We start from the raw sequence: 22,889 nt of genomic DNA on the forward strand, positions 1-22,889 counted from the left end.
GGCATTCAGCTTGTCACTCACCGCTCTCACCTTCAGTTTAAGCCTGGTTCAAGACACAAGCGGGCTTACTCGCGAATGCGGAGTGTCAGCCAGCAAATCTGCAACTGATACACCGCATCCGCGAGCAAGCCCGCTCCCACATTTGGATCGGCGTAACCCTCTCAGACCGCAGCAAACCGCTTGTCCAGGTAATCAATGATCACCTTGGAGTCATACATCCAGGTGGTCTGGCCATTTTCTTCGATACGCAGGCACGGCACTTTGATCTTGCCGCCTTGCTCCAGCAGGGTCTGGCGGTCCTGCTCGTTGTTCTTCGCATCCTTCAATGCCACCGGCACATTCAGGCGGTGCAGGGTGCGGCGGGTCTTCACGCAGAACGGGCAGGCATGGAATTGATAGAGCGTCAGCTCCTTGGCTGCCGCATTCACCAACGCCTGCTGCTCGGCAGGGCGCTGCTTTTTGCGCGGACGGGTAAGAAAGTCGCCCGCGATGATGACGTGGCCGAGGCCCACTCGAAGTGCTTTGACGAACATGGCTGAAACCTCTTGCCCGATACAGAAGGGGCCGCAGCTTACCTCAATTTGGCAGGCGAAAAAAAACCGGCGATGAACGCCGGCTTTTTCGTATGCAGCCTGTTACTTGATCAGGCTGAGGAATTCGCTGCGGGTGGCCGCGTTTTCGCGGAACTCACCCAGCATCACCGAGGTGATCATCGACGAATTCTGTTTCTCGACACCGCGCATCATCATGCACATGTGCTTGGCTTCAATCACCACGGCCACACCCAGGGCGCCGGTCACTTGCATCACGGCATCGGCGATCTGGCGGCTGAGGTTCTCCTGGATTTGCAGGCGACGGGCGTACATGTCGACGATCCGCGCAACCTTTGACAGGCCCAGCACCTTGCCGCTCGGGATATACGCCACGTGGGCCTTGCCGATAAACGGCAGCAGGTGGTGTTCGCACAGCGAGTACAACTCGATGTCCTTGACCAGCACCATTTCGCTGTTGTCGGAGCTGAACAAGGCACCATTGGTGACTTCTTCGAGCGTCTGTTCATAGCCGCGGCAAAGGTACTGCATCGCCTTGGCGGCACGTTTTGGCGTGTCGAGCAGGCCCTCGCGGGAAATGTCCTCGCCGAGTTGGCCGAGGATCGCGGTGTAATTTTGTTCCAGGGACATGAAACTACCTGTGGGGTTTTCGCAAAGCGCAAGGTTACGGTGGCGGACACATCGCTGCAAGCCTGACGAGGGCACTTGTTACTCGTCACGCCCTTCCATCATGGTGCGCTTGAGCATCACATACACTGCCCCCGCGCCGCCGTGGCGGGCCTGGCACGAGGTAAAGCCGAGCACCTGGGCGTGCTGGCGCAGCCAGGTGTTGACGTGGCTCTTGATCATTGGCCGCTTGCCGTCCAGGCGCACGGCTTTGCCGTGGGTAACGCGCACGCAGCGGATTTCGAATTTGGTCGCTTCGGCCAGGAAGGCCCAGAGGGTTTCGCGGGCTTTTTCCACGGTCATGCCGTGCTGGTCGAGGCTGCCTTCGAAGGGGATCTGGCCGGCCTTGAGCTTGCGCATCTGGCTTTCCTGCACGCCATCGCGAGCCCACATCAGCTCGTCTTCGGGGCCGACATCGATCACGAACTGGTCCGACAGGCCATCCACGGTGGTGGCGTCGGTGCGCACGGTCGCGGCCTGGCGCAGCTTGGCGAGCTGCGCCCGGTCGGCCTTGGGTTTGCCGGTGTCGGCGCGATCGTGCTTGATCGGCTTGACGCCGCGCAGCTCGTTTTTGAACAGGGAAAAGTCGTCGTCGTGCATGTTGGCCTCCGCGAAGGGCGGGCAGTTTACCTAAATCGCGGCGGCCAGGGCGCAGGAAACGCTATCCAAGCGCCATCAGTCGTGCTTTTTCATCAGATGCGAAGCGATGTTCAGCGACAACGGCTGGCGCATTTTCCGACGGCTGCGCCGCCATAACCATACGCCCAGCCACAACACCAACAACCCGATCACCAACAGAATCGCCGAACCGCCAGGGCTGGCATTCAGCTCGCCAAGGGCCGGCGAGTGACCAAACAGACCGGCGCCACCAGCACCAGCCAACAGCACACCAATAATCGCCAGCAGCGCGGCAATGCCGGCCACCAGGCGCAGACGCCAGTTGCTCGGGCCCTTGGGGCGCAAGCGACGAGCATCAAAACCATCGGATATCTTCATTCCGACCTTTCCTCCAGGGTATCGGCCCTTCGACCGGACAATACACAGGTTGTTCCGGGGGGAGGGGTAAATGCGCCAAATGAAAAGGCTTTGCGGATGAGCGGGGCAATAAACACTGTCGCGCCGCTCATCAAAAGGTCGATCAGATCAGATCTTTGGTCTGCGCGAGAGTGGCAAAGTTGTCGGCCATGATCGCCATTTCAGTTTGCTGCACATGCTCGGCGCTCAGGATGCCGCCTTTGTAAGGCAGGTCACGGGTGGCGCAGGCGTCTTCCACCAGGGTGCAGCGAAAGCCCAGGTTCTTGGCGGCACGCACGGTGGTGCTGACGCTGGAATGGCTCATGAAGCCGCAGACGATCAAGTCCAGGGGGCCGAGGTCTTGCAGGTGTTTTTCCAGGCCCGTGCCGTGAAAGGCGCTGGGCAGCAGCTTGCCGATGATGGTTTCGTCGCCAAGAGGCTCGAGGCCGGGAATGAACTCACCGCGCTCGCCCTGGGGGTCAAACAGGCCACCCACGGTGCCCAGATGGCGTACATGCACGATCGGTCGCCCGGCATTGCGTGCCGCTGCAACGAGTTGCTTGATGTTTTCGACAGCCGCGTCCATGCCCGAGAGGGCGAGTGGACCGCTGAGGTATTCCTTCTGGGCGTCGATGATCACGAGAGTCGCATGGGCAAGGTTCGCTGCGGCGTAACCGCGACCGCTGAGTTGAAACATCGTCTTTGGAACGGACATTCTGGGGCTCCTGTGAGGGGGGCTTTTGCGACATTGTCCACTGGCTGAGCGGTTCTGTGAATCGCTACGATCGTAAGGTACGCCGTTGTTGACGTGCAGCCATGTCAATAGGTGGGCTTGTTTAACACAATGATGGCAATTTGCATGAATTCCGACGGGTGGCGACAGGTTTTCGTACATCGTCGGTACGGGCTAAGGCTGTTAGAATCGCCAGTCGTTTTTTCCAGGAGCTTGCCCCCGTGACCACTTCCCGCCTGCGCACCTTGCGCGACCATATCCGTTGGGCTGTCAGCCGTTTTCATGGGGAAGACCTGTTTTTTGGCCATGGCACCGACAATGCCTGGGACGATGCCCGGCAATTGGTGCTCGGTGCCTTGCACCTGCCATGGGAAATTGCCGACAGTTACCTGGATTGCAACCTGGAAGAAGAGGAAGTCGCGCACCTGCAACGGTTGCTGCACCGCCGGATCCACGAACGCGTGCCGACGCCTTATCTGATTGGCGAGGCTTGGTTCTGTGGCATGTCGTTTATCGTCGATGAGCGCGTGCTGATCCCGCGTTCGCCGATCGGCGAGCTGATCGAAAACCGCTTCGCGCCTTGGCTGGCCCAGCCACCGGCACGCATCCTAGACCTGTGCACCGGCTCCGGCTGCATCGGCATCGCCTGTGCCTACGAGTTCCAGGACGCCGAGGTGGTGCTGGGGGACTTGTCCTTCGAAGCCCTGGAAGTGGCTAACCAGAACATCGAGCGTCATGGCGTCGATGAGCGCGTGTATACCGTACAGGGCGACGGCTTCGACGGCCTGCCGGGCCAGCGCTTTGACCTGATCGTGTCCAACCCGCCGTATGTGGATGCCGAAGACTTTGCCGACATGCCTGACGAATACCAGCACGAGCCGGAGCTGGGCCTGGCTTGCGGCGATGATGGCTTGAACCTCGTGCGGCGCATGCTGGCCGAGGCGGCGGACCACTTGACCGAGAAGGGGTTGCTGATGGTTGAAGTGGGCAACAGCCAGGTCCACGTCGAAGCGTTGTACCCGGAAGTGGATTTTGCCTGGCTGGATTTCCAGCGCGGTGGGCATGGGGTGTTTATGTTGACGGCGGAGCAATGCCGCCAACATCAGGCGGTGTTTGCCGCCCGCGTTTAACCTAATCGCAAGATAGAAACGCGGTCAATGTGGGAGCCAGCTCCCACATTTTTGACCGCATTTCAGCGGCTGTCAGCGGTGCGTCGCAATCCAGATCAACAACCCCGCCTGAAACACCGTAAACGCCACTAGGCACGTGATGGTAAAACGTAACCCGCTGTCCTCACGCTTGAACTTGGTGACTTTTTCCTCTTCCTTGCGCAGCTTCACTTCCTGTTCCATCAGGTTCTGTTCGGCCTGTTGCAGCATCTGCGCTGCTTCAAGAATCTCCACGAACTGCACCTTCTCGGTGTTCCAGCTGTCCAGCACGTCGCTGACCTTGCCCGGCTGCACATTGCCCTTGAGGTGCTGCACGTCGGCGTAGGCCACATCAAAACCCTGGATGCGCAAGAAGTGATCGCGGCGCAGGCGTGTCGCTTCGTTCAATGCGTCCTTGTTGGACAGGTCCACGCCGTCGACGCGATAGTGCGACCACTTCTTCTTCGCCCACGCGGCGGCTTGGGCGACCAGGAAGCGGCCGATACCGCGGTTCGCCGGTTCGATTTCCAGGCTGTTGCCCGGGCCGAAGTGCACGCGGTGCTTGTCGTGGTCGACCCAGATATCCAGGTGATTCTGCTCACGGCGCACGCGCTGGCCCGGCAGTTGGATGACCATGCGCAGCAGGCTATGGTGCTTGTCATTGCGCTCGGCGTAACCGAATTGCACGAACCGCAACGGTCGCACGCCCGTGGCCCGGTCGGTGGCCAAGGGGGCCAGGCGCAGCATCTTGAAATGCTCGGCCTGAACATCCGCCCATGGCAGGGGCGCCGCGTCGACGGCCTCGGTTTTTTCAGCCGAGGTTTCGGCAGTAGGTTCCGGTGTTGCTTCAGTGGTTGTCATGCGGCGCGATCCTGTCCAAGCCCAGCAAACCGACAGTCTTTTTACTGTCGACCCTGGGCTTATCGGCCGTTTTTTCCAAGACTGGAGGCAAATTGCCGCTTAATGGGGTTGAAGTCCGTCGATAAAACGCACCAGGCGACTGCCCAGCTCAGCGGCAAGTGGCAATTGCGGGTCGTTGTAGGAGGCCAATTGCTGTTTCACGTCGTTGGGCACGATGCGCATCACGTGGTTCATGCCCTCGATCACCGCAAGCTGGGCGTCGGGCTTGGCCTTTTTCAGTTGCTGGGCATCGCCCACACCGACTTGGATGTCGTTGGTGCCCTGGATGATCAGCGCTGGCATGCCCAGCTTGGCGAAGGCGGCCGACGGATCGGCGCGAAACAGACTGATCAGATACGGCTGCACACTGGGTCGGAAAATGCCTTCCAGTGGGCCAGGCACATCCATATCCATTTGGCCTGCCTTGAGGTGATCGAGGATCTGATTGCTGCGCAGCAGCAGGGCAGGCGGCAGGTGATCGGCCAACTGTTGGCGGATCACCTGGTCAACCGGGCGTGCGCTGCCGGACAGGGAGATCACGCTGGCGGGGTCCAGTTGCGGCGCGGCGAGGGCTGCTACCAGGGCGCCTTCACTGTGACCGAGCACAATCAGGGGGCCCATGCGTTTGTCGGCTTTGAGCCGTTTGCCCCAGGCCACGGCGTCCGCGACATAAGCGTCCAGGGTCAGGTTGCGCTCATCCGGCGTGGCGGCCAGGCTGGCAGCCACGCCACGCTTGTCGTAGCGCACGCTGGCGATGTTATGCCGCGCCAGCACCCAGGCCAGGCGCTTGAGGCTGTCGTTGCGCGCGCCGTCGGCACTGTTGCCGTTGCGGTCGGTGGGGCCGGAGCCGGCAATGATCAGCACCACGGGTACTGGCTTGTCGGATTTGGGCAGTAGGAGTGAACCAAACAGCTCGCCGCTACCGGTGTCCAGGCTTATGGGGCGTTGCAACACAACGGGGGAGGCGGCAAAGCCAAGACTGGAAAACAGGGTAAGGGTCAACAGTAGAACTCGCAGCATCATCGCGCCATCATCAGAGAGGTGCCGGTTGGACCAAGGTCTACCGGTAAGGTTTCGAGGATGAACTAGTCGGTTGGCCTGCGTATACTGGCGGCCTTAAGTTATTACAGTTGACTTGATTCAACTGATTTCACGGAGCGCCCTGCATGTCCGGCAATACCTTCGGCAAGCTGTTCACTGTCACCACCGCGGGCGAAAGCCATGGCCCGGCGTTGGTCGCCATTGTCGACGGCTGCCCGCCTGGCCTCGAGCTGTCCGTGGCAGACTTGCAGCGTGACCTCGATCGTCGCAAACCCGGCACCAGCCGCCACACCACCCAGCGCCAGGAGCCCGACGAAGTCGAGATTCTTTCCGGCGTGTTCGAAGGGCGTACCACCGGCTGCTCCATCGGCTTGCTGATCCGCAACACCGACCAGAAGTCCAAGGACTACTCGGCGATCAAGGACCTGTTCCGCCCGGCCCACGCCGATTACACCTACCACCACAAATACGGCGAACGCGACTACCGTGGCGGTGGCCGCAGCTCGGCCCGCGAAACCGCCATGCGTGTGGCTGCCGGCGCCATTGCCAAGAAATACCTGGCGACCCAGGGCATCGTGATCCGCGGCTACATGAGCCAGCTGGGCCCGATTGAAATCCCGTTCAAGACCTGGGACAGCGTGGAAGACAACGCTTTCTTCAGCCCCGACCCGGACAAGGTGCCGGAACTGGAAGCCTACATGGACCAGTTGCGCCGCGACCAGGATTCGGTCGGCGCCAAGATCACCGTAGTTGCCGAAGGCGTTAAACCGGGCCTGGGCGAACCGATCTTCGACCGCCTCGACGCCGAACTGGCCCACGCGCTGATGAGCATCAACGCCGTCAAAGGCGTGGAAATCGGCGCCGGCTTCGCGTGCGTGTCCCAGCGCGGCACCGAGCATCGCGACGAGCTGACTCCGCAAGGTTTTCTCAGCAACAACGCGGGCGGCATCCTCGGCGGTATATCCTCCGGCCAGCCGATCGTTGCGCACCTGGCGCTCAAGGCGACCTCAAGCATCACCACACCGGGCCGTTCGATTGATGTGCACGGCAACCCGGTGGACGTGATCACCAAGGGCCGCCACGACCCCTGCGTCGGCATCCGCGCCACGCCGATTGCCGAAGCGATGATGGCCATCGTGTTGATGGACCACCTGCTGCGCAACCGTGGTCAAAATGCCGACGTCCACGTAACCACCCCGGTGCTGGGCCAGCTGTGACAGCTTGTTGTAGTGAGCGAGCTTGCTCGCGCTGGGCCGCGAAGCGGCCCCCTGCATGACATCCCCTCTCCCATACTGGCGCCTCTCCAGCTTCTACCTGTTCTACTTCGCCCTGCTTGGGGCGACAGCGCCGTTCCTCGCGTTGTACTTCGATCACCTTGGCTTCTCCAGCGCGCGCATCGGCGAGCTGGTGGCCATCCCCATGCTGATGCGCTGCGTGGCGCCCAACCTGTGGGGCTGGCTGGGTGACTATACCGGCCAGCGCCTGGCCATCGTGCGCGTTGGCGCGGTGTGCACCCTGGCGAGTTTTTCGCTGATCTTCGTCAGTCATACCTACGCCTGGCTGGCGCTGGTGATGGCGCTGCATGCGTTCTTCTGGCACGCAGTGCTGCCGCAGTTTGAAGTGATCACCCTCGCACACCTGCACAAACAAACCTCGCGCTACAGCCAGATCCGCCTCTGGGGCTCTATTGGTTTTATCCTCACCGTGGTCATCATGGGCCGCCTGTTCGACTGGCTGAGCCTGGACATCTACCCGGTGGTGGTTGTGGTGATCATGGCCGGCATCATCGGCGCCAGCCTGTGGGTGCCGAACGCGCAGCCCGCGACCCAGGGTAATCGCCTGGCAGGCGAGGGGTTCCTGAAACAATTGCGCAGCCCGGGCGTCTTGGCGTTTTACGCCTGTGTGGCGTTGATGCAAATGAGCCACGGCCCGTACTACACCTTTCTCACCCTGCACCTCGAACACCTGGGTTACAGCCGTGGTGTGATCGGCCTGTTGTGGGCGTTGGGTGTTGTGGCGGAAGTGCTGATGTTCCTCGCCATGAGCCGTATCCTCTCGCGCTTTTCGGTACGCCGGGTGTTGCTCGCCAGTTTCCTGCTGGCGGCGCTGCGCTGGTTGTTGTTGGGTTCGTTTGCCGAATTTTTCTGGGTGCTGTTGCTGGCGCAGGTGATGCACGCCGCCACCTTCGGCAGCTTTCACGCGGCAGCGATTGCCTTTGTGCAGCGCAGTTTTGGCGACAAACAACAAGGCCAGGGCCAGGCACTGTATGCCGCCCTCGCCGGTACCGGCGGTGCGCTGGGCGCGCTGTATTCGGGCTACAGTTGGAACCTGTTGGGGCCGACCCTGACCTTCAGCATCGCCAGCGTGGCCGCCCTGGCCGCCGCCGTTATCATCGGTCTTCGATTGCAAGAGCAGAACCAAGGAACCCTCCAATGAGCTACGTCGCTGTCTACTCCGTCGCTACACCGGACACTCCGAACAAGGTCTTGACCCATTTCGATGACATCGCCGCGACCCTGGCCGAGCATGGCGTGCGCTTTGAGCGCTGGCAGCCGAGCCCGATTGAGCAGGGTGCCAGCGATGCTGAACTGATCGCGGCGTATCAGACGCAGATCGATGCTCTCGGCTACGGCTCTGTAGAGGTGCTGCGCGTTACCGGCGATCACGCGCAAAAGTCTGAACAGCGTGCACAGTTTTTGGACGAGCGCCGCTACAGTGAAGACGATGGGCGTTTTTTCATTGCTGGCCAGGGCCTGTTCGCCCTGCACATTGGCGACTACGTGTACGCCGTGCGTTGCGAGAAAAACGACCTGCTGGTGATTCCCGCCGGTATTGCGCACTGGTTTGACATGGGTGAGAACCCGCACGTCGTAGCGTTGCGGTTGTTCAATACGGAGAAAGGGTGGGTACCTGAATTCACAGGTGATGGTATTGCCCGGCGTTTTCCCGGTTTGGACGATTAATTGCGGCCCATCAGAAACTTCAACCCCCGTACGTTGGAAGTTCCTGTGGGAAGAAACTTAAACTTCTGTAGGGGATTGCTGTTTATTTCCGGGCCTGCGCCTTAATACCATTCCTTATGTAACTCTCTCCGGCATTAGCGTTTATGTCACCTGTCAATAGGAGGAATCCGAAGGGTGATAAGACGTCGACCAATAACATGGAGAGAATGCAATGAGAGGCCCGAGGGAATCGTTTCTACCGCCGTATTCGGTACCCAATGCTGTCAGGCGACGCATTAACCTGGCGGGCAAGTCGCTGACCCCGACAGAATTGGAAATATTGCGCTGGGCCTCGGAAGGCAAGACTGTGTGGGAGATCAGTAAGATACGCGCCACGTCAGAAGCCACGGTAAAATTCCACTTGCGCAATATCTACGGCAAGTTGGAAGTGACCAACCGCGTGCAGGCAATGAATGAAGCCGCCCGTCAGGGGCTTTGCTGAAGGCATAAAAAAGGGCCGTGACACTCAACAGTGTCGCGGCCCTTTACTTTGTCTGAGGCTTAAGCCGAATGGTACGTCGGCAGGGCAAAGCGGTTTTGGCTCTGCAACATCGAAATCTGCGGCAGGTCGCTGGCTTGTTCGGCGAGGTCGCGGCGAATGGCGCTGATCACCCAGGTCAATTGGTCGGCAGTGTGCAACTGCTGGTAGGAGATCGAGCGTTTCACCTGTTTGCCTTCGCTGTTGCGCAGGGTCAACAGGATGCCGCCGTCAGGACGTGGCTGAGTGGTGACGTCGTAGTTGGAGAATACTGAAGCGAATTTATCTTGGATCAGGCTCATGTCTATCAGCTCCGTTGGCTCAAGTTGGCAAGCATGGAGTGATAGGTGCAGTGATTGTGCCAGCTACTAGTTTATAAAAATATCCTTATAAATCAGTTAGTTGTAAAAATTCAGAAATTTCAGTTTCGTGCAATTTGCATGAATGGCCATCATGCATCCTGCATTTTGCGTTGTTCATCAGGCCTGAACAGGGGCCCCATCAGTTTTAAAGACTGCCTGCGCGTCGCTAAATTCCATTTTTCCGCGGTCGCTCATCGGGATACAAAACTTTTCAAATCCTGCGTGTACAGCCGAAGAGGCGCTGACGTACTTTCCTGCAAGGTTTACGAAGAATAAGAAAAAGGACGTTCCCATGAGCCATCCGCGAAACGACATGATCACTTGGGGCATGATGTTGCGTAAGGTGCCTGCCATTGTTCGTGCGCTACCACGCGTGGTACGCGGCATGCGTGCCGCCAATGTCACAGACCCGCAGCAACCCTGCGGCCTGGGCTGGCACTTTGAACAAGCCACCTTGCGTAACCCGGATGGCGCCGCCTTGTTGTACGCCGACCGCGTCCTCAGCTACACCGAAGCCAACCAACGCGCCAACCGCATTGCCCATCACCTGCAAGGCCAGGGCATCGGCAAGGGTGATGTAGTCGCGATGTTTATCGAAAACCGTCCCGAACTGCTGCTTAACGTGTTGGCGGTGGCCAAGCTGGGCGGCATCTGCGCCATGCTCAATACGGCGCAAACCCAAGCGGCGCTGGTGCACAGCCTTAACCTGGTGAACCCCGTGGCGATTGTGGTGGGGGCGGAATTGGTGGCCGCCTATGAAGTCGTGCGTAATGAGGTGGCGATCGAGGCAACACGCACTTGGTATGTCGCCGAGCAACACGGCAGTACAGTGCCGCACGGTTACATCGACCTGATCGCTGCCAGCGCCGAGAGCCCGGCGACTAACCCGGCGAGCACCGCGCAGATTTTCTTCAACGACCCCTGCTTTTATATCTACACCTCCGGCACCACGGGCCTGCCCAAGGCCGGCATCATGAAGCACGGCCGCTGGACCAAGACCGCCGTCAGCTTCGGCAGCATTGCCTTGGACATGGGCCCGGACGACGTCCTCTATTGCACGCTGCCGCTCTATCACGCCACCGGCCTGTGCGTGTGCTGGGGCTCGGCGATTGTCGGAGCGTCGGGGTTTGCCATCCGGCGTAAGTTCAGTGCCAGCCAGTTCTGGGACGACGTGCGTAGATTCAAGGCGACCACCCTCGGTTATGTCGGTGAGTTGTGCCGTTACCTGCTCGACCAGCCAGCCAGCGAAAACGATCGTGATCACCGCGTGACCAAGATGGTCGGCAATGGCCTGCGTCCTGGCGTGTGGGCGCCTTTCAAGGCGCGTTACGGCGTCGATCATGTGTGCGAGTTGTATGCCGCCAGCGACGGCAATATCGGCTTCACCAACGTCTTGAACTTCGACAATACCGTCGGCTTTTGCCTGCAGCACTGGGCGCTGGTGGACTGCACCCACGATACGGGTGAGCCGCTACGCGGCAGCGATGGTTTCCTGCACAAAGTGAAGACAGGCGGACAGGGATTGTTGCTGGCCAGGATCGATGAAAAGTCGCCTTATGATGGCTACACCGACCCGGAAAAGAACCGCAAAGTGATCCTCACCGATGTGTTCGAGAAGGGCGACCGCTACTTCAACACCGGCGATCTGGTGCGCAGCATTGGCTTTGGCCATGCGCAATTCGTCGACCGTCTAGGGGATACCTATCGCTGGAAGGGCGAAAACGTCTCCACCACTGAAGTTGAGAATGTCCTGCTGCAACATCCGCAGATCGCCGAGGTCGTGGCTTATGGTGTGGAAATCGAAAACACCAACGGCCGTGCCGGCATGGTCGCCATTACCCCGAGCGAGTCCCTGGCCGCCCTCGATATGCGCGAGTTGCTGCAGTTCGCCCACGGCCAGTTGCCGCACTATGCGGTGCCGTTGTTCCTGCGGATCAAGGTGAAGATGGAAACCACCGGCACCTTCAAATACCAGAAGGTGCGGCTCAAGGAGGAGGCGTTCGACCCGGACAAGGCAGGCAATGATCCGGTGTACGCCTGGCTGCCGGGTTCGGACTGCTATGTCCCGGTGACGGGGCCATTGTTGGCGCAGATCCAGGCCGGCCATTTCCGTTATTAACTGTAGCGTTATTGATTCTGCCTATGGCGCCTTTTGACAAAAAAGCCATGACAGGTGGGAACTCCCTCGCGACACTGGCGCCTATTCAGTATCAGGACAAGGAGCCCCACATGTCAGATCAACCCAAACAAATGACCGATGATGAAGCCGCCGAATTTGCCGAGCAGGTCTTTGACGTCGCCCGCAAAGGCGACGCCGCCATGCTCGCCGCGCTGCTGGCCAAAGGCTTGCCAGCCAATTTTCGTAACCATAACGGCGACACCCTGTTGATGCTCGCGGCCTACCACGGCCATGCCGAAGCGGTAAAAGTCCTGCTGGAGTTCAAGGCTGACCCGCTGATCGCCAATGACAAGAACCAGTTGCCGATCGCCGGAGCTGCGTTCAAGGGCAACTTGCCGGTGGTTCAGGCGCTGATCGAAGGTGGCGCGCCAGTGGACGCCTCCTCCTCGGACGGCCGTACCGCCTTGATGATGGCGGCAATGTTCAACCGCGTGGAGATGGTCGACTACCTGCTCGGCCAGGGCGCCAACCCCAAGGCGACGGATGCCCAGGGCGCGACGGCGTTGGCGGCGGCGCAGACCATGGGCGCAGTGGATACGGCGGCGCAGTTGCAGAAACTGGTGTAGGCTACGCGCCCTGAAAAACCAGCCCGCTACAGGACCATGCCCATGAAAACCGCCCTCGTCGAACTCATCAGCAAAATCAGCGCCGGCGTCATGGGCGAGGACGAAGTGGCGCGTATCGCCGATGAAGCGGCCCAGGCCTACGCGGACCCGGCGGCGTTTCTGGCGGTCAACCCGGACATCAACTACGACGATACCTTCCCGATTCCTTTGGGTGAATGGATCGTGGTCGGCAGCCTGCCGGACACCGTGTTGTTCCAGGCCGACACCTACGGCGACCTGTTCGCGCAGATCGTCGCTTCGTTCGGCCCAGGCGTGGCGTTCAACCTCAAGCCCAAGCAACTGGCCAAGACCGAAGACCTGACTGCACTGAACCGCATCCAGATCCAGATGAGTGCCCTCAGCCCGGAAGATGGCGGCTACGTGTTGCTCAACTTCAGCCAACTGTTGGACGACGAGATCCAGGCCGTGCTCGTCTACGGCAACGACCTGCCGCGTGTGCTGGCGTTGTGCGCCGAAGTCGGCATCAAGGGCGAGCCGTCCCTGGAAGCGCTGAAGATCGCCGTGCACGTCTGAAATAAAACGGAACCCCGGCCAGGGCTGACTATCCTACAAGGGCATGCCCTCACTTAGGAGCAACACCATGGGTTCGACTTTTAATGGCCTGATCGGGCTGATCATCCTGGCGCTGGATATCTGGGCGATCATCAATGTATTCAAAAGCGGTGCCAGCACGGGCGCCAAGGTGCTGTGGATTTTGCTGATCCTGTTGTTGCCGGTGCTGGGCTTGATCATTTGGGCAATCGCCGGGCCGCGTGGCAACGTGCGGATCTGACGGTAAAACTGCCCACTCAACATAGAGTGGCCGTAGTCAATGTGGGAGGGGGGCAAGCCCCCTCCCACATTTTTTTGTGTCGAAATATTCGCTGTACAGAATTTTCACACAGCCTTCCGGACAATTCCCTTCGCTTTGTTTCCTTGTAGGACGGCTCTGTCGCCGGCCGGCGAAAGCACTACAAAGAAGTGTTTTTCCTCAGTAATCAATAGCGTTGATGGCATTCATCGGGCACCATTTGCGCCAACGCGCTTACCCCCCCGTTCCTACACGCTTGGGCGTGGGCAGGATGCCGCAGCAATATTTCGCAACTTAAACTTCCAATGGGTCCTAAAACGACATGGCAAACCCGGACGCCCTGAATCAGCAGCGAGCTTCAAATCGCCTGCTGCAACCGACCGTCAAATCCCATCTGGCATACACGCTGCTCTGCGCACTGGTCATGATGGTGATGTTCTCCCTGCTGCGCCTGGCGCTGCTGGTGTACAACCGCGAGATGATCCTCGACACGCCGGCCTCGACCTTCCTTGAAGCGTTCGCCAACGGCCTGCGCCTGGACCTGCGCCTGGTGGTGTACCTGATCATCCCATTGCTGTTGGCACTGTTCAGCGTACGGGCGATGGCTGCTCGCGGGTTCTTCCGTTTCTGGCTGACTGTGGCGTCCAGCATCGCGCTGTTCCTGGGCCTGATGGAAATGGACTTCTATCGCGAGTTCCACCAGCGCCTCAACGGCCTGGTGTTCCAGTACGTGAAAGAAGACCCGAAAACCGTGATGAGCATGCTCTGGTACGGTTTTCCGGTGGTGCGCTACCTGCTGGCCTGGGCCGTGGGCACGCTGATCCTGAGCATCGCCTTTAAAGGTGCAGACCGTGCAACGCGCCCACGCGGGCCGTTCAGCGGTGGCAGCATCGGCACCCGCCAAGTAGCGCCGTGGTACACGCGTATTGCGGTGTTCGTGGTCTGCCTGTTGGTCGCTGTAATCGCCGCGCGTGGCACCCTGCGCCAAGGCCCGCCGCTGCGTTGGGGTGACGTCTACACCACCGACTCGAACTTCGCCAACCAACTGGGCCTGAATGGCACGTTGTCACTGGTCGGCGCGGCCAAGGCACGGTTCTCCGAGCATCGTGATAACACTTGGAAGGCGACGCTGGAACAGCCGTTGGCGACCCAGACTGTGCGCGACATGCTGGTGCTGCCGATGGAAAAACTGGTGGATACCGACACCGCCGCCGTGCGCCGTGAGTTCACCCCACCGGCAGAGAAAACCCTGCCGATCAAGAACGTCGTGGTGATCCTGATGGAAAGCTTCGCCGGTCACTCGGTGGGCGCCCTGGGTCGTCCGGGTAACATCACGCCGTACTTCGACAAACTGTCCAAGGAAGGCCTGTTGTTCGACCGCTTCTTCTCCAACGGCACGCACACTCACCAGGGAATGTTCGCCACCATGGCGTGTTTCCCCAACCTGCCGGCGTTCGAGTACCTGATGCAGACCCCGGAAGGCAGCCACAAGCTGTCAGGCCTGCCGCAGTTGCTCAGCGCGCGCAAGTTTGACGACGTGTATGTCTACAACGGTGACTTCGCCTGGGATAACCAATCGGGCTTCTTCAGCAACCAGGGCATGACCAACTTCATTGGTCGCAACGACTTCGTCGACCCGGTGTTCTCCGACCCAACGTGGGGCGTGTCCGATCAGGACATGTTCAACCGTGGCCTGGAAGAGCTGAAAGCCCGCGAAGGTGGCAAGCCGTTCTATGCCTTGCTGCAAACCTTGTCCAACCACACGCCGTATGCCTTGCCGACGCCATTGCCGGTCGAGAAGGTCACGGGGCGTGGCAGCCTCGACGAGCATTTGACGGCGATGCGCTACTCCGACTGGGCCTTGGGCCAGTTCTTTGAAAAAGCCCGCAAGGAGCCGTATTTCAAGGAAACCTTGTTCGTGATTGTCGGCGACCACGGCTTTGGCAACGAACAGCAGATCACCGAAATGGACCTGGGTCGCTTCAACGTGCCAATGCTGATGATCGCACCGGGCATGCAGGAGAAGTTCGGCGAGCGTGACCACACCGTGGGCACCCAGATCGACATCGTGCCGACCATCATGGGCCGCCTGGGTGGCGAAACCCTGCACCAGTGTTGGGGGCGCGACCTGCTGAACCTGCCGGAAGGCGATAAAGGCTTCGGCGTGATCAAACCGTCGGGCAGCGACCAGACAGTGGCGCTGGTTACCGGCGATCGCATTCTGGTGCTGCCGAAGGAAATGCCACCCAAGCTCTGGGAATATGAGCTGGGCGCCAATCCGACCGGTAAGGTGATTCCTGAATCGCCGGACGAGGGGGCATTGAGGCAGAAACTTGAGTCGTTCCTACAGACGGCGACCAAGAGCCTGTTGGATAACACTGCCGGTGTGGTTGACGGCAAGCCGGACTAATTAACCGGCAATAAAAAAGAGGCCTTTTTCAAGGCCTCTTTTTTTGCTGTTTTTTTGCTACCAGGGCTTTATATCCGGCCGAGCAACATCAACACCAGCAGCACTACCAATACCACCCCGAGGATACCCGACGGGCCGTAACCCCAGTTACGTGAGTGAGGGAACACTGGCAGACCACCGACCAGCAGGAGGATCAGGATAATGATCAGAATGAGGCTCATGGTTTTTTCCTTATTGGCTTTCTGCAAAGACCGGTTATTTAACGGTAGGCCCGACAGCTAACTTACGGACGCCTTAACAACTCCGACTATTGCCCCTTGCGAAAAATTCAGTATTTTTTTAAAGCATTTCGCGCACGTGCTTATTTCTTTTAATGCGTTCGCAAATTGGCTTTGCTAGTTGAAAAATATTGAACTTAGGCTATAGGCAAATATTCGACCCAGCTGCCGGTTTGCCAGGGGCATTCATCACTCTGATGGTGGGTGGGTGTAGGAAAAACCTTCGCTACACTGCCGGTCACTTCTTCCGTGAACCACAAGGCTACCTCCTATGCAAAATCGCATGATGATCACTGGTGCCGGGTCCGGCCTGGGTCGCGAAATCGCTCTGCGCTGGGCCCGCGAAGGTTGGCAATTGGCCTTGTCTGACGTCAGCGAGCCGGGCTTGCAGGACACCCTCAAGCGCGTGCGCGAGGCGGGCGGCGACGGTTTTGTGCAACGCTGTGACGTGCGCGATTACAGCCAGCTCACCGCTTTTGCCCAGGCTTGCGAGGTGAAACTGGGTGGCATCGATGTGATCGTCAACAATGCAGGCGTGGCGTCGGGTGGGTTCTTCGCCGAACTGTCCCTGGAAGACTGGGACTGGCAGATCGCAATCAACCTGATGGGCGTGGTCAAGGGCTGCAAGGCGTTCCTGCCCCTGCTGGAAAAGAGCAAGGGCCGCATCATCAACATCGCGTCTATGGCGGCATTGATGCAGGGCCCGGCCATGAGTAACTACAACGTGGCCAAGGCCGGCGTGGTGGCGCTGTCGGAAAGTCTGCTGGTGGAGCTAAAGCAGCAGGAAGTCGGCGTGCACGTGGTCTGCCCGTCGTTCTTCCAGACCAACCTGCTCGACTCGTTCCGCGGGCCGACCCCGGCGATGAAGGCGCAAGTGGGCAAACTGCTTGAGAGCTCGCCGATTTCGGCGGCGGACATTGCCGATTACATTTATCAGCGCGTCGCAGCAGGCGAATTCATGATCCTGCCCCATGAGCAAGGGCGGATGGCGTGGGCGTTAAAGCAGAAGAACCCGCAGTTGCTCTATGACGAGATGACCACCATGGCCGACAAGATGCGTGCTAAGGCGCAGGCGGTTAAAGGCTGATCAGGTGGCAGTCTGTCAGGCAAGTTACCTGCGTATGTAGGGAGTGCCTGATTTCACCGCAAGGCATTGATGCACCCACAGCCAGCGCGCATGGTCGAGGTCCTGTCATTCTAAAAGGACAACCGCCATGCTGGTCTTAAGCCGCGCTGTAGGCGAAGTCATCTCCATTGGCGATGACATCGCCGTGCACATCCTCGAGTTGAACGGTAACCAAGTGAAGTTCGGTGTTGCAGCGCCGGCCGGGGTGCATGTTCATCGCGCCGAGGTCTACCAGAAAATCCTCGAACGCCAAGCCGCCGAGCTGCACGCGGCCCCCAACCCTTAGCGCATTTTCAGTCGAACAGATGCTTGGGCACGTCGTGCTTGAGCATTAACTGGCATTGCTCGCTCTCGGGGTCGAACACGATCAGCGCCTGCCCCTTGGTCAGCGCCTGGCGCACGCGCAATACGCGGGTCTCCAAGGGCGTGTCGTCGCCATTGTCGGTGCCGTCACGGGTGACGAAGTCTTCGATGAGGCGGGTCAGGGTGTCGACTTCAAGCGCGTCGTAGGGAATCAGCATACAAGCCTCGGGTGATGGGTCCCGGCGATGCTACTGCGCCGGGACCGCAGTTGCCAGTCTCAGGACTTGTTGCCCACCAGGCTGTCCACCGATGGCACCCGCGTGTCGCTCTCCATTTGTGCATCGTGTTCAATCTGATGACTGAACCGATCCAATGAACCCTGGGCCGGTTGTGCGTCGCTGGCGAACACCGGCGGGCTGAGAATATACGCGCCCAGCAGGCGGCTCAGCGCCGCGAGGCTATCGATATGGGTGCGTTCGTAGCCGTGAGTCGCGTCGCAGCCAAACGCCAGCAACGCGGTGCGGATATCATGGCCGGCGGTCACGGCCGAGTGTGCATCGCTGAAGTAGTAGCGGAACAGGTCGCGGCGCACCGGCAACTCGTTATCAGACGCCAGGCGCAGCAAATGCCGCGACAGGTGATAGTCATACGGCCCCCCCGAATCCTGCATCGCCACGCTCACCGCATGTTCACTGGAATGCTGGCCGGGGGCGACGGGGGCGATATCGATGCCGACGAACTCACTGACATCCCAAGGCAGGGCGGCCGCTGCGCCGCTGCCGGTCTCCTCGGTAATCGTGAAGAGTGGGTGGCAGTCGATCAGCAGCGGTTCGCCGCTGTCGATAATAGCCTTGAGCGCGGCGAGCAGGGCAGCGACGCCCGCCTTGTCGTCAAGGTGTCGGGCGCTGATGTGCCCACTTTCGGTAAATTCGGGCAGTGGGTCGAAGGCCACGTAGTCACCGATGCCGATCCCCAGGGAATCGCAATCGGCGCGGGTCGCGCAGTAGGCGTCCAGGCGCAGCTCCACGTGGTCCCAGCTCACCGGCATTTCGTCCACGGCGGTGTTGAAGGCGTGCCCGGAGGCCATCAACGGCAACACGCTGCCACGGATCACACCGTTATCGGTAAACAGGCTGACGCGGCTGCCTTCGGCAAATCGGCTCGACCAGCAGCCTACCGGCGCCAGGCTCAGGCGGCCGTTGTCCTTGATCGCGCGTACGGCGGCGCCGATGGTGTCCAAATGCGCGGACACCGCACGGTCTGGGCTGTTCTTCTGGCCCTTGAGGGTGGCGCGAATGGTGCCGCGCCGCGTCATTTCAAACGGAATGCCCAGTTCTTCCAGGCGCTCGGCGACGTAGCGCACGATGGTGTCGGTGAACCCGGTGGGGCTGGGGATCGCGAGCATTTCCAGCAGCACTTTTTGCAGGTAAGCAAGGTCCGGTTCGGGGATGGTTCGGGTCATAGAGACTCCTGATGAAGTGGCAGGCTTAAAGGTGTATGGCGTCTGTTACGACGCCTTCGCGAGCAAGCCCGCTCCCACATTGGAATGCGGTCTGAATGTGGGAGCGGGCTTGCTCGCGAAGACGCCAGTACAGGCAACACATCTTTCAAGCAGACGGCTGGCTGTGGGGGAACAACAAATCCACGAACTTCTCCGCCGTGGGTTGCGGTTCATGATTGGCCAGGCCGGCGCGTTCGTTGGCTTCGATAAACACGTACTCGGGTTGATCGGCGGCAGGCACCATCAGGTCCAGGCCCACCATGGGAATATCCAGGGCACGCGCAGCGCGCACGGCGGCGTCCACCAGCGTGGGGTGCAGGATGGCGGTGACGTCTTCCAGGCAACCCCCCGTGTGCAGGTTGGCGGTGCGGCGCACGGCCAGGGTCTGGCCGCGAGGCAGAATGCTGCTGTAGTCGTAGCCGGCGGCGCGCAGGGTGCGCTCGGTTTCGGCGTCGACCGGGATTTTGCTTTCACCGTCAGTGGCGGCCTGGCGGCGGCGGCTCTGGGCTTCGATCAAGGCGCCGATGGAATGCTGACCGTCGCCGGTCACTTCGGCTGGGCGTCGGATTGCAGCGGCGACAACGTCGAAACCAATCACTAGGATGCGCAGGTCCAGGCCTCCGTGGAAGCTCTCCAGCAACACCCGACTGTCAAACTGCCGCGCTGCTTCAATCGCTTGCTGCACATCTTCGATGCTTTGCAAATCCACCGCTACACCATGGCCTTGCTCGCCATCCAGCGGCTTGACGACGACGCGCTGGTGCTCGTCGAGGAACTCCAGGTTGTCATCGGCGCTGCCCGCAAGTTGTTGCGACGGCACGTTCAGCCCTGCGGCTTTCAGCGTTTTATGCGTCAGGCTTTTATCCTGGCACAGCGTCATGCTGACGGCGGTGGTCAGGTCGCTCAGGGATTCACGGCAGCGCACACGGCGGCCGCCATGACTCAGGGTGAACATGCCCGCATCAGCGTCATCCACCTGCACATCGATACCACGTCGGTGGGCCTCCTCAACGATGATTCGTGCATAGGGGTTAAACCCCGCCTGCGGGCCGGGGCCGAGGAACAACGGCTGGTTAATGCCATTCTTGCGCTTGATCGCAAAGGTGGTCAGCGCGCGAAAACCGAGCTTGGCGTAAAGGTTCTTGGCTTGGCGGTTATCGTGCAGCACCGACAAATCCAAATAGCTCAAGCCACGGCTCATGAAGTGTTCCACCAGATGGCGCACCAGCACCTCGCCTACACCGGGGCGCGTGCATTGCGGGTCAACCGCGAGGCACCACAGGCTGCAACCGTTTTCCGGGTCGTGAAACGCTTTTTGGTGATTGAGGCCCATCACGCTGCCGATCACCGCGCCGCTGTCTTCATCCTCCGCCAGCCAATACACCGGGCCACCTTGATGGCGCGGCGTGAGGCGTTCGGCGTCGACAGGCAACATGCCACGCCCTTGATAGAGCCGGTTCACCGCCAGCCAATCGGCCTCGCTCTGCACGCGGCGAATACGGAAGCCACGAAACACTCGAGTCGCTGGGCGATAGTCGCTGAACCAAAGGCGCAACGTGTCGGACGGATCAAGAAACAACTGTTGGGGATCGATCCCCAGAATTTGCTGGGGGGCCGCCACATACAGGGCGATGTCTCGCTCGCCAGCCTGCTCATTGAGCAACTCCTGGGCGAGGCTGGCAGGGTCCGGAAAGGTATGGCCGATCAACAGCCGACCCCAACCGCAATGCACGGCAATCGGTTCGGCGGCCAAGGGGCTGCCGTCTTCAGCCAGGCGGGCTTGCAGGCGCTCGTAGGTTGGCGCCTGGCCCTTCAGCAAGCGTTGGCTGTAAGCCGCTGCAAGAGGTTTCATCAATCAGATTCCTTGTTCGCTGAGCCACAGGTTCAGCGCCGCCAGTTGCCACAGCTTGGAGCCGCGCAACGGCGTCAGTTGGCCCTGCGGGTCGGTGAGCAGGCGGTCGAGCATGGCCGGGTTGAACAGGCCGCGATCCTGGCTGGGGTCCAGCAACAGTTCACGGACCCAGTTCAGGGTATCGCCCTGCAAATGCTTGAGGCCCGGCACTGGGAAATAGCCTTTCTTACGGTCGATGACTTCGCTTGGGATGACACGGCGCGCGGCTTCTTTGAGGACCTGCTTGCCGCCATCAGGCAACTTGAACTTGCCAGGTACACGGGCCGACAGTTCCACCAGGCGGTAGTCCAGGAATGGCGTACGCGCTTCCAGGCCCCAGGCCATGGTCATGTTGTCGACGCGTTTGACCGGGTCGTCCACCAGCATCACCGTGCTGTCCAGGCGTAGCGCCTTGTCCACGGCGGCATCGGCGCCTGGCATGGCGAAATGCTCGCGTACAAAGTCACCGGCAGCGTCGTTGGCCGTCAGCCATTTCGGCGCGACGGTGGCGGCGTAATCCTCGTAGCTGCGGTCAAAAAACGCATCGCGATACGCCGCATAAGGATCGCTGGCGCCGTCCACCTGTGGGTACCAGTGGTAACCGGCGAACAACTCGTCGGCGCCCTGGCCGCTCTGCACCACCTTGCAATGCTTGGCCACTTCCCGCGACAGCAGGTAGAAGGCGATGCAGTCATGACTGACCATCGGCTCGCTCATGGCGCGGAACGCCGCCGGCAGTTGCTCGATGATCTCGCTTTCAGCGATGCGCAATTGGTGGTGACGCGTGCCGTAGTGCTTGGCGATCAGGTCGGAGTACTGGAACTCGTTGCCAGCTTCGCCGCCCGCGTCTTCAAAACCGATGGAGAAGGTCGACAGGTCTTGCACGCCGACTTCTCGCAGCAGGCCGACGAGCATGCTCGAATCGACACCGCCGGACAGCAGCACGCCGACATCCACGGCGGCACGTTGGCGGATGGCCACGGCTTCGCGGGTGCTGTCGAGCACGCGATCGGTCCAATCTTCCAGGCTCAGGTTTTTCTCGTCCTCATGGGGACCGTAGGGCAGGGTCCACCAGGTTTTCTGCTCGGTCTTGCCGTTGGCTTCGACACGCATCCAGCTCGCCGGCGGCAGTTTTTCAATGCCTGCCAGCAGGGTACGCGGTGCAGGCACCACGGCGTGGAAGTTCAAGTAGTGGTTGAGCGCCACCGGATCAAGGACCGGGTTGATATCGCCGCCCTTGAGCAGCGCCGGCAATGCCGAGGCAAAGCGCAAGCGCTGGCCGGTGCGCGACAGGTACAGCGGTTTTACGCCGAGACGGTCACGCGCGATAAACAGACGCTGGGCATCGCGCTCCCAGATGGCGAAGGCAAACATGCCGTTGAGCTTGGGCAGCAGCGCTTCGCCCCAGGCGTGATAGCCCTTGAGCAGCACTTCGGTGTCGCCACCGGAATAGAAGGCGTAGCCCAGGGCTTCCAGCTCTTGGCGCAATTCCGGGAAGTTATAGATCGCGCCGTTGAAGGCCAGGCTCAGGCCGAGGTGTGAATCGACCATCGGTTGGGCCGAGCCGTCCGACAGGTCCATGATCTTCAGGCGTCTGTGGCCCAGGGCAATCGGCCCTTGGGCATGGAAGCCCCAGGCATCCGGGCCACGTGGGGCCAAGTGATGAGTGATGCGCTCAATGGCCGCCAAGTCGGCAGGTTGGGCATCGAAACGTAATTCTCCAGCTAATCCGCACATAAATTCCTTACCGGTTTTTCCGTTGGGGAGGGGTCAATACTCAATACGCCGCTGAGGGCGCGTACCCAGAAACTGACCCAGTGCTATCCGTGGAGTTTTAGACCGATAAGTTATAAGGCAAATAGCCGCGATGGCTTTAATGCCTTCGTTTGC

The 22,889-nt window shown here is 60.2% G+C and carries 25 protein-coding genes; 12 read left to right on the forward strand and 13 right to left on the reverse strand.

Translation table 11 applies throughout. From position 1 onward, the window contains the following. Nucleotides 1-161: 161 nt before the first annotated feature. The 5 genes from JBO08_RS24480 to JBO08_RS24500 form a co-directional block, all read right to left on the reverse strand. Nucleotides 162-533 carry a glutathione S-transferase N-terminal domain-containing protein gene (locus JBO08_RS24480; protein WP_065873333.1) on the reverse strand — a complete coding sequence of 124 codons (372 nt, stop codon included), beginning with the start codon at nucleotides 531-533 and terminating at the stop codon, nucleotides 162-164. 102 nt (nucleotides 534-635) lie between these two features. After that, nucleotides 636-1,181, reverse strand: coding sequence for a GTP cyclohydrolase I FolE (gene folE / locus JBO08_RS24485; RefSeq protein ID WP_220075120.1), 546 nt, complete (start codon nucleotides 1,179-1,181; stop codon nucleotides 636-638). A gap of 78 nt (nucleotides 1,182-1,259) precedes the next feature. Next, nucleotides 1,260-1,817 (reverse strand): Smr/MutS family protein, encoded by a 558-nt coding sequence (locus JBO08_RS24490; RefSeq protein WP_220075121.1) that lies wholly within the window; start codon nucleotides 1,815-1,817, stop codon nucleotides 1,260-1,262. 75 nt (nucleotides 1,818-1,892) lie between these two features. Then, entirely contained in the window at nucleotides 1,893-2,213 is a 321-nt protein-coding gene (locus JBO08_RS24495) for a hypothetical protein (RefSeq protein WP_065873331.1), read from the reverse strand. 142 nt (nucleotides 2,214-2,355) lie between these two features. Then, the gene (locus JBO08_RS24500) at nucleotides 2,356-2,946 is read right to left on the reverse strand and encodes a cysteine hydrolase family protein (protein ID WP_065880816.1); all 591 of its coding nucleotides are present in this window, start codon (nucleotides 2,944-2,946) and stop codon (nucleotides 2,356-2,358) included. A gap of 239 nt (nucleotides 2,947-3,185) precedes the next feature. On the opposite strand from JBO08_RS24500, the gene prmB reads away from it, so the two are divergent. After that, nucleotides 3,186-4,094 carry a 50S ribosomal protein L3 N(5)-glutamine methyltransferase gene (gene prmB / locus JBO08_RS24505; protein WP_049712228.1) on the forward strand — a complete coding sequence of 303 codons (909 nt, stop codon included), beginning with the start codon at nucleotides 3,186-3,188 and terminating at the stop codon, nucleotides 4,092-4,094. A gap of 72 nt (nucleotides 4,095-4,166) precedes the next feature. Here the strand turns inward: prmB and JBO08_RS24510 are convergent, their stop codons facing one another. Beyond that, nucleotides 4,167-4,973 (reverse strand): hypothetical protein, encoded by an 807-nt coding sequence (locus tag JBO08_RS24510; protein ID WP_065880818.1) that lies wholly within the window; start codon nucleotides 4,971-4,973, stop codon nucleotides 4,167-4,169. 99 nt (nucleotides 4,974-5,072) lie between these two features. After that, nucleotides 5,073-6,035: an alpha/beta hydrolase gene (locus tag JBO08_RS24515; RefSeq protein WP_065910856.1), complete on the reverse strand. Its 963-nt coding sequence runs from the start codon at nucleotides 6,033-6,035 to the stop codon at nucleotides 5,073-5,075. Nucleotides 6,036-6,178: 143 nt separating this feature from the next. On the opposite strand from JBO08_RS24515, the gene aroC reads away from it, so the two are divergent. The 4 genes from aroC (at nucleotide 6,179) to JBO08_RS24535 (ending at nucleotide 9,497) form a co-directional block, all read left to right on the forward strand. Continuing rightward, nucleotides 6,179-7,270 (forward strand): chorismate synthase, encoded by a 1,092-nt coding sequence (gene aroC, locus JBO08_RS24520; protein WP_049712231.1) that lies wholly within the window; start codon nucleotides 6,179-6,181, stop codon nucleotides 7,268-7,270. Nucleotides 7,271-7,325: 55 nt separating this feature from the next. Further along, complete coding sequence (locus tag JBO08_RS24525; RefSeq protein WP_065873419.1) at nucleotides 7,326-8,489, forward strand: MFS transporter; 1,164 nt, start codon at nucleotides 7,326-7,328, stop codon at nucleotides 8,487-8,489. Next, a complete protein-coding gene (locus tag JBO08_RS24530) occupies nucleotides 8,486-9,016 on the forward strand; it encodes an acireductone dioxygenase (protein ID WP_065873327.1) in 531 nt (176 codons plus the stop codon). The genes JBO08_RS24525 and JBO08_RS24530 overlap by 4 nt, the downstream gene beginning before the upstream one ends. A 211-nt stretch (nucleotides 9,017-9,227) precedes the next feature. Next, entirely contained in the window at nucleotides 9,228-9,497 is a 270-nt protein-coding gene (locus JBO08_RS24535; protein WP_049712233.1) for a response regulator transcription factor, read from the forward strand. 59 nt (nucleotides 9,498-9,556) lie between these two features. Here the strand turns inward: JBO08_RS24535 and JBO08_RS24540 are convergent, their stop codons facing one another. Continuing rightward, the gene (locus JBO08_RS24540; protein WP_010208870.1) at nucleotides 9,557-9,835 is read right to left on the reverse strand and encodes a DUF3509 domain-containing protein; all 279 of its coding nucleotides are present in this window, start codon (nucleotides 9,833-9,835) and stop codon (nucleotides 9,557-9,559) included. Nucleotides 9,836-10,187: 352 nt separating this feature from the next. On the opposite strand from JBO08_RS24540, the gene JBO08_RS24545 reads away from it, so the two are divergent. From JBO08_RS24545 to JBO08_RS24565, 5 genes are all read left to right on the forward strand, one after another. Next, entirely contained in the window at nucleotides 10,188-12,014 is a 1,827-nt protein-coding gene (locus tag JBO08_RS24545) for a long-chain-acyl-CoA synthetase (RefSeq protein WP_065891060.1), read from the forward strand. A 110-nt stretch (nucleotides 12,015-12,124) separates the two neighbouring features. After that, nucleotides 12,125-12,640 (forward strand): ankyrin repeat domain-containing protein, encoded by a 516-nt coding sequence (locus JBO08_RS24550; RefSeq protein WP_065873325.1) that lies wholly within the window; start codon nucleotides 12,125-12,127, stop codon nucleotides 12,638-12,640. Between the two features lie 42 nt (nucleotides 12,641-12,682). Continuing rightward, nucleotides 12,683-13,213, forward strand: a complete 531-nt coding sequence (locus tag JBO08_RS24555; RefSeq protein WP_065873324.1) for a hypothetical protein — start codon at nucleotides 12,683-12,685, stop codon at nucleotides 13,211-13,213. 67 nt (nucleotides 13,214-13,280) lie between these two features. Beyond that, nucleotides 13,281-13,472, forward strand: coding sequence for a PLDc N-terminal domain-containing protein (locus tag JBO08_RS24560; protein ID WP_003172956.1), 192 nt, complete (start codon nucleotides 13,281-13,283; stop codon nucleotides 13,470-13,472). Nucleotides 13,473-13,812: 340 nt separating this feature from the next. Then, nucleotides 13,813-15,900: an LTA synthase family protein gene (locus JBO08_RS24565; protein ID WP_065873323.1), complete on the forward strand. Its 2,088-nt coding sequence runs from the start codon at nucleotides 13,813-13,815 to the stop codon at nucleotides 15,898-15,900. Between the two features lie 68 nt (nucleotides 15,901-15,968). Here JBO08_RS24565 and JBO08_RS24570 read toward each other — a convergent pair whose 3' ends face one another. Next, a complete protein-coding gene (locus tag JBO08_RS24570; RefSeq protein ID WP_065873322.1) occupies nucleotides 15,969-16,121 on the reverse strand; it encodes a DUF3309 family protein in 153 nt (50 codons plus the stop codon). A gap of 328 nt (nucleotides 16,122-16,449) precedes the next feature. Here JBO08_RS24570 and JBO08_RS24575 point away from each other — a divergent pair, with 328 nt between their 5' ends. Both JBO08_RS24575 and csrA read left to right on the forward strand, forming a co-directional pair. Continuing rightward, nucleotides 16,450-17,265 (forward strand): SDR family oxidoreductase, encoded by an 816-nt coding sequence (locus JBO08_RS24575; RefSeq protein ID WP_065873321.1) that lies wholly within the window; start codon nucleotides 16,450-16,452, stop codon nucleotides 17,263-17,265. 127 nt (nucleotides 17,266-17,392) lie between these two features. After that, on the forward strand, nucleotides 17,393-17,590 hold the full coding sequence (csrA, locus tag JBO08_RS24580; protein ID WP_049712242.1) for a carbon storage regulator CsrA: 198 nt from the start codon (nucleotides 17,393-17,395) through the stop codon (nucleotides 17,588-17,590). 7 nt (nucleotides 17,591-17,597) lie between these two features. Here csrA and JBO08_RS24585 read toward each other — a convergent pair whose 3' ends face one another. The 4 genes from JBO08_RS24585 to JBO08_RS24600 all read right to left on the reverse strand — a co-directional run bounded on the left by JBO08_RS24585 (nucleotide 17,598) and on the right by JBO08_RS24600 (nucleotide 22,736). Beyond that, on the reverse strand, nucleotides 17,598-17,825 hold the full coding sequence (locus tag JBO08_RS24585; RefSeq protein ID WP_003192759.1) for a YheU family protein: 228 nt from the start codon (nucleotides 17,823-17,825) through the stop codon (nucleotides 17,598-17,600). A gap of 59 nt (nucleotides 17,826-17,884) precedes the next feature. After that, on the reverse strand, nucleotides 17,885-19,069 hold the full coding sequence (locus tag JBO08_RS24590; protein WP_065873320.1) for an osmoprotectant NAGGN system M42 family peptidase: 1,185 nt from the start codon (nucleotides 19,067-19,069) through the stop codon (nucleotides 17,885-17,887). Nucleotides 19,070-19,214: 145 nt separating this feature from the next. Next, entirely contained in the window at nucleotides 19,215-20,960 is a 1,746-nt protein-coding gene (ngg, locus tag JBO08_RS24595) for an N-acetylglutaminylglutamine synthetase (RefSeq protein WP_220075122.1), read from the reverse strand. Between the two features lie 3 nt (nucleotides 20,961-20,963). Further along, nucleotides 20,964-22,736, reverse strand: a complete 1,773-nt coding sequence (locus tag JBO08_RS24600) for an N-acetylglutaminylglutamine amidotransferase (protein ID WP_065880821.1) — start codon at nucleotides 22,734-22,736, stop codon at nucleotides 20,964-20,966. Nucleotides 22,737-22,889: the final 153 nt, after the last annotated feature.

Origin of the sequence: Pseudomonas sp. LAP_36, from assembly GCF_019456785.1 — a bacterium.
GTDB classification, from domain to species: Bacteria; Pseudomonadota; Gammaproteobacteria; order Pseudomonadales; family Pseudomonadaceae; genus Aquipseudomonas; species Aquipseudomonas tritici.